The organism is Prevotella pallens ATCC 700821, from assembly GCF_000220255.1.
GTDB classification, from domain to species: domain Bacteria; phylum Bacteroidota; class Bacteroidia; order Bacteroidales; family Bacteroidaceae; genus Prevotella; species Prevotella pallens.
In genome coordinates, this window is the sequence record NZ_GL982513.1 from 1449309 (window position 1) to 1455422 (window position 6114).

Annotated in this window: 3 protein-coding genes and 1 pseudogene; 1 reads left to right on the forward strand and 3 read right to left on the reverse strand. The window is 32.3% G+C overall.

Features of this window, described 5'->3' with window-relative positions:
• Positions 1 to 69: 69 nt before the first annotated feature.
• Positions 70 to 300, forward strand: a pseudogene (locus HMPREF9144_RS13770) (IS30 family transposase); the annotation flags it as partial.
• A gap of 321 nt (positions 301 to 621) precedes the next feature.
• On the opposite strand, the gene HMPREF9144_RS05590 reads toward HMPREF9144_RS13770, so the two are convergent.
• The 3 genes from HMPREF9144_RS05590 to HMPREF9144_RS05600 are packed head-to-tail and all read right to left on the reverse strand — an operon-like array spanning position 622 to position 5739.
• Complete coding sequence (locus tag HMPREF9144_RS05590; protein ID WP_006044936.1) at positions 622 to 969, reverse strand: hypothetical protein; 348 nt, start codon at positions 967 to 969, stop codon at positions 622 to 624.
• Positions 951 to 1829, reverse strand: a complete 879-nt coding sequence (locus tag HMPREF9144_RS05595; protein ID WP_006044937.1) for a toll/interleukin-1 receptor domain-containing protein — start codon at positions 1827 to 1829, stop codon at positions 951 to 953. Before HMPREF9144_RS05595 ends, HMPREF9144_RS05590 begins: the two co-directional genes overlap by 19 nt.
• The gene (locus tag HMPREF9144_RS05600) at positions 1822 to 5739 is read right to left on the reverse strand and encodes an NACHT domain-containing protein (RefSeq protein WP_006044938.1); all 3918 of its coding nucleotides are present in this window, start codon (positions 5737 to 5739) and stop codon (positions 1822 to 1824) included. Before HMPREF9144_RS05600 ends, HMPREF9144_RS05595 begins: the two co-directional genes overlap by 8 nt.
• Positions 5740 to 6114: the final 375 nt, after the last annotated feature.

Below are 6114 nucleotides of genomic sequence, written 5' to 3' on the forward strand. Positions count from 1 at the left end.
AAATGAGGGCATAGAGGTGTCACACCAATCCATCTATAACATCATCCACAATGACACAACAGGGAAACCACCAAATACTTAGGTGTGCCAGTGTACTTCGCTGACCCATATTGTTCATGACAAAAGGGAGCTGTTGAGAATACAAACAAATTAATCAGGCAGTATATACCTAAAAAGGATTCGTTTGATAACTATACGGACAAGAGAATTATGTCCATACAAAAGAAATTGAACGAAAGACCAAGAGAAAAATTAAACTTTTCTACTCCAAAGTGCGAGTTCTTTAAATACGTTTTGTAATTTTGCACTTGATGGTTGACTCTGCGGGGTAAGTTGTATCTTTGCAACAGAAATAGGAAAGGTTTCTTAAATACCGCGTCGGATTGCAGTTCCGAAGGGAAGGGTTTGGGAAGCCTTTTCTTTTTTCTCCATAGAAACTTTAGATGATGAATAATTAAACCCAAATTAGTCATTAGGCCACACTGGACTAAATTCATACTTTTTGTTTTGTTTCCTAACATCTTTTATTTTCTTGTCGGCATCTTATCTGTCTTTTATATGTCGTTCTGTCTTTCTCTCTTCTCAGAAAAGTGTCCAAGCGTTTAACGGAAGAACCTCTTTTTAGCTTATAGTAATATTCCCATTATTATTTTCTATATATAAAGATTTTTCACCATTCTGAGTGATAACTCGGGTTCCTGTAGGCTTTGTTGCGGTTGTAGGCGTGAAGTTCTCAGTATCTGGTGCCAATTTAGGACATAAGTATTTTTTAATTTCCTCCATTAATTGTTTTGCATTATTATCTATAAGTTTATGGTAGCTACCAGAGTTTTCACGACACAAGAACGTCCATAAGTCATCCATTGTTTTAAGGATATCATCTATTTTTTGTATTTCTTTTATAAGAAAACTTGAGCCACCTGGCTCTGTCTTTATTTGCTCAGATTTTTTTATTTTTCTTTGCTCCAATAATCTTTTATCTTTATTAAGCCATCTCCATTTCGTTTAATCTCTCCCATATCAACAACGGGAAATAACCTCGTTTTAATATTGCCATTTTTAAATATTTGCGTCATTTCAAACATACATTCTAAAGATGTTAAATAATTAGGTATTACAAACATAATGACAATGTCTGAACTACCAATTTCTTTCTCGTAGTCATCAATATTGTCGCGATATAAAATGTCGTATTCATCTATAGAATATGGAATATTGTTCTCTTGAAGTCCTGTTTTAATTGCAAGGATATCAGCTTTATATGCAGTATCATGTTTATATGATATATGCACTTTCTCTGTTCTTTTTTCCATAAAATTGTTCTCTTGAAATGTTATTATGTTTATATTCGGGTCTTTTTTAATTCCTATAGCATGCTTTGGTTTATTAATTATAATGATAGGGTGTGAACTATAATCTAAAGATGTTTTAAGTTTACAAAGGTCCTCATATATAAATGAGGATAAATCTTTTTCACCCTCAAGATGAAGAATAGTTCTTCTCTCTATGTGATTTCTCATTATATCTAACAGAATAGTTAACAGTACATTATCTCTTTTTTGTGTAGCATCTGATAATAACAACTTCACCATTTCTACTAATGATTGATTGTCGAATTTATAACTTAACCCAATCACAAACATTTCAAAGACTGAACTATCTTTAGATGGAAGCAGAGATATTTTTAGATAAGCACAGCCATCTAAATCCTTTATATACTTTTCTATCTCGTTATCGTCTAAAACTGTATCAATTAGATACAAGCCAGAAGAGGTGTCAGGGTCTTCTATAATCCTCCGTAATTGTCCTAATTGATACTCCTTATTCATTATCAAGTTTGTTTATAAAGTTGGTAATGAGTGTTTTGTTGTTTCCACTTTGCATAATGGTATCTATTAAGTCCATAGCAAACTCTAATGTCTTTTGGTTACTATTGTTATTGAATGTTTTGATACTATTATACGACTGGATAACAACTTCAACGATATTATTCCATGTAAATACATCATCTGGTGTATTTTTTTCTATTATCTTTGATATCCATTCAAGAGTCTGCTCTGGATATTCGACAGCAAAGGCTCCTAAGAATTTAATGAAATTTCTTATTTGATACTTGCTTAATGGAGATGCAGCAAAGGCTTCTGCAATTTGATATTGAAACGTAATTGGCCAATTCTTGATATGATAGAACAAATTATCGAAAGCTTCTCCCATTTCTTTTGTTTCAAAACGAGAATCCATTAAATCCAAAATATAATCAACGGCTTCCTGGTTTATATTATCTTTTAAGCCACTTAAAAATCGTAGAAGTGACAGTCTTGCATCTTCACTCTTATTGCACATTTGGTCAATGAATTTCTTTAACCGCTCGTCTTTATGATTATGTAGCCACCCTAACCATAAAATGATAACTTGCACTTTATAGCATTCTGGATATTCTAAAGTATGCTGGAAGAAATCTATCAAATCATCAATGGCATAATTGACAAAATAAACTAATGGATTGTAGTTATGTACAGGTAGTGCCATCAGCCTTGGATTATAATCATGCAACAATTTCTTAAATAGAGCTAAATTTCTATTTTGATCTAACCAGTTTAATTTTGCTAAATTCAGAAGAATAGCAGCTCGTGTATACACTGATGCTGTTTTTGCTATCTTTTCTATAGTTTTAAAAATATCTTCTTTATATTTTTTCTCGTAAGCACAGTTCACTAACATGTATCCAGCATTACCTCTTGACTGCTTAATACCTATGTTAAATATATCCTTAGCATCTTGATATTTATCTTCTTCTGGTTCCTTAGCATTAATTACAATATTACATAGTAAATGGAAAACAAGTTCTGGCACGTCTTCATTGTTAATGACATCATTTAGTGCTATTAGAAGGGAATGGATAGAGAATCCTCTTTCGGTTGTGTTGAGGTCATTGTTGATTGCATCGAGAATATCTTTTAGGATATCCATTGCATCGTTTATTTTTTTTGCATTTAAAAGCCCCTCCAATCCTGCTAATGGATAGGCTAAAGAAATCTGTTCGTTCTTAATCGTCTGTTTTATCAAGTCCAGATATTTTTCAGGTTCCTTATCCACCACGTTACGAAATAACTGGCATTGCCCTGTAAGTGAGGGCTTTTCCCATTCAATAAGATTGTCAGCATATTTAAGCATAGAGTTAAGCCAGTCCTCCTTGCTCATTTTTACTCCTTGATCTTGTTTTAGAGATGGCCAACCTACATAAGAAAATATACTGGATGGTTTTTCATTTCTAAGAAGATTCTTATTGAATTTACGTTCAATCCGTTGATGTTCTTGGTAAGCTTTCCATGAAATGTCTCTGAGTTCTTCTTTCGGTATAACATGCAATGCTTTTCCTTTGTGAGAATCTATACGAAGAAGTGGAACTCCATATTTAAGTCTTATCTCAGTAGATTCTCTCATTAGTCTATATTCTCCCTTGTCGTTGATAGCAAGTATTCTTTCTACAATGGCTCTTTTTTGTTCAATACTCATTAAAGGAAATGAAACTCTTAGAGCTTCTACAGCTTGGTATTCTACCCAAGCAGGCGCATTTGCTAAAACTTGACGATTTGTTATGATTTTATAAACATCATCTTTAAAGCATTCTGGGTGTGAGGTGTAAAGATATAAAGCAATGAAAACAAAGCCTTCATGCTTGCTTTTGCTAAAAGTTTCAATGTGTCTCTTAGTTTGCTCAGTATCAATCGTTTTTAGGAAATTATCGATAAGAATATTAGCTGCTTCTTGAGAAAAGTTAGAGTCAAGAATGTTATCTTCTACCCTCTGAAAGTAATCGAATGCTGTTGAATAATATATTTCTGCATTATCGATATTGTAATTAGTTGATTCATAGATTATGGTTAGTACCTCTACTAATAACTTTATACCCAAATCATAATGCTTGTCAAGAAGTTCTTCGTAAAGTTCTCTCACCTCATAATTAACTCCTATATGGTATACTTTATTATCCTTTGACTGTAAGATAATATTCTTCTTTAGTTCTTCACACACAAAAGAAGGACTGTCGTTAAGAATATTTTTTAATATTGAAGTATATTCTGATGGCCCTCCAAACTTGACCAATTTGTTGTAGAATGCTATTAACTTTTTGCTATCGCATTTCTGAGTATTGTATTGTAGTAGAGTGCTCAGATGTTTGCAGTCTTCTTCATCATCAAGATTTAATGCCAATTCCAGTTTATTTAGAACAATGTTAGGCTCTATAGAGAATGTGCGGAAGCACATCACCATAGCTTTCTGCTTATATTCAGTATTCAGATTTATCCATCCACCCATACTATCAACAATTCCCCAAATAGCATAAAACCAATTTGGTGTATATACAGATTCAAATATAATATTCATATATTTTTTATCTGTATAGATTTGTGTTATAAGTCTTAGTTCTTCTTGTAATGGTTTTTCAAAGAATGGAATGTTGCTCAATGCAAGTGCTTTTAAATGGAACCTATAAGTATCTTTTCCATTTTCATTTTTGGTATAAAGTAGTCCTTCTATTGTGTTAATATATTGCTGAATATCTTGTTCACGTAAGAATGTCAAGATACTTTTTACAGAAGCCCTGGTGAATAGTCCTTGGTGCTGTGTTTTGAGAACCTCTAACAGATTATGTCCCTTTTCAATAAATCTTCTTGCATATACATAATCAAAGAGTGTTTGGTGGAAAAACTGAATTAGCCCAGTCTGTGTCTCAATTAGCAAACCGTTAGTAAAAAGGTAGTTCAACTCAGCATTATATTGAGTTTCAAATGTTCTTATGTGTACAGATAACTCTTGCCGCTCGTACATTGTATCAACAAGACTATCGAGTAACGATAGTAAGGTGTTTTTATCTACTTTACGTATGCTGTCGTCATTTATATATTTACGCCATAACTGGTGATAAAGCATATTGGTAGAAAGAGGATCCGTAAGTTGTTCATATTGTCTGACTTTTAAAAATAGATATAGGTTCAGTGGATTGCCCAAAAAGCATAGTAGGTTGTCACTTAGTCGCTCTTTACATTGATTTGCTTGTAGTGTCTCCTGTACCTGCTCTTTAGATAATTCTTTTAGCTCCCATTGCTTCTTTATACGTTCTTTCTCAAGTTCTGGATCATACTTTAAATCATACGGTCTACAAGAAATGACAACTCTTATATGAGGGATACCTTGTATTTGGTGTATCATTTTTAACAAAGAACGTAGAGGGGTACGGTTTGAAGAAAGTGACAATGATAGTGCATCTATTTGGTCAATCAATACTACTACTCTTTTATACTTCTTAGCCATCTCCTTTAAAACAATCTCTAAAGGATTACCCAAATGAATCTTTTTAGATAACTCATCTGTATCTAAAAACTCTATTTGATCAGACTTCAACCCAAGGACTAAATAATCGTTTATTGTATGTAGTTTTTTTAGAAGTTCGTGCATCACAATGGACTTGCCAATACCAGCCTTCCCATATAATAAGCCTAATCTCACAGGATTGTTAGTGGATGCATCTTTCTCTATCCATTCTAAAATTTGATTTACTTCTTCTCTGGGGATAGCTGGATCAATTGTTGGATTGTATTCTCGTAATTCGTATGAACCTTGATGAAATGCGGATGTAGTTTCTTCCACATAACGTTCAGTAATATAAACATTACCATTATTTTTCTCAATAAAGATAGAGTTTTTACCAAATTGGTTAACGTTTTTTGCTTGCATATTGTTTTGTCAAAAAGTTTGCTTTAATTTTTCTTGAGTGTTTATCAATAACTATAGTGAAATAGCCTCACGAATGTAAAATGATATTTATTACTACAAAGTTAATTTATTTTTCTTTAATCAAATAATGTTTTTGAGGAAATATATTATTTTGTTCCTCTGTTAAATGTATTGAATGCAAATAGAATAAAGGCTTATAAACTTATATGGCATGATTATCTAAAATTTGTTGGTTATAAAAATAGAGTTAACCTACAAAATAAATACAGTAAAGGCAAATAAAAACAGTGTCTAATTATTATCATGTATTTTTCGTCTTTTACAAAGAACTTATCCCCATATTTATGGTTCTTCCGTTAAATGGATAGATATATC

Coding starts and splice junctions, on each gene's coding strand:
- HMPREF9144_RS05595 (WP_006044937.1), bottom strand. CDS start 1,829: ATGAATAAGGAGTATCAATTAGGACAATTACGGAGGATTATAGAAGAC.
- HMPREF9144_RS05600 (WP_006044938.1), bottom strand. CDS start 5,739: ATGCAAGCAAAAAACGTTAACCAATTTGGTAAAAACTCTATCTTTATT.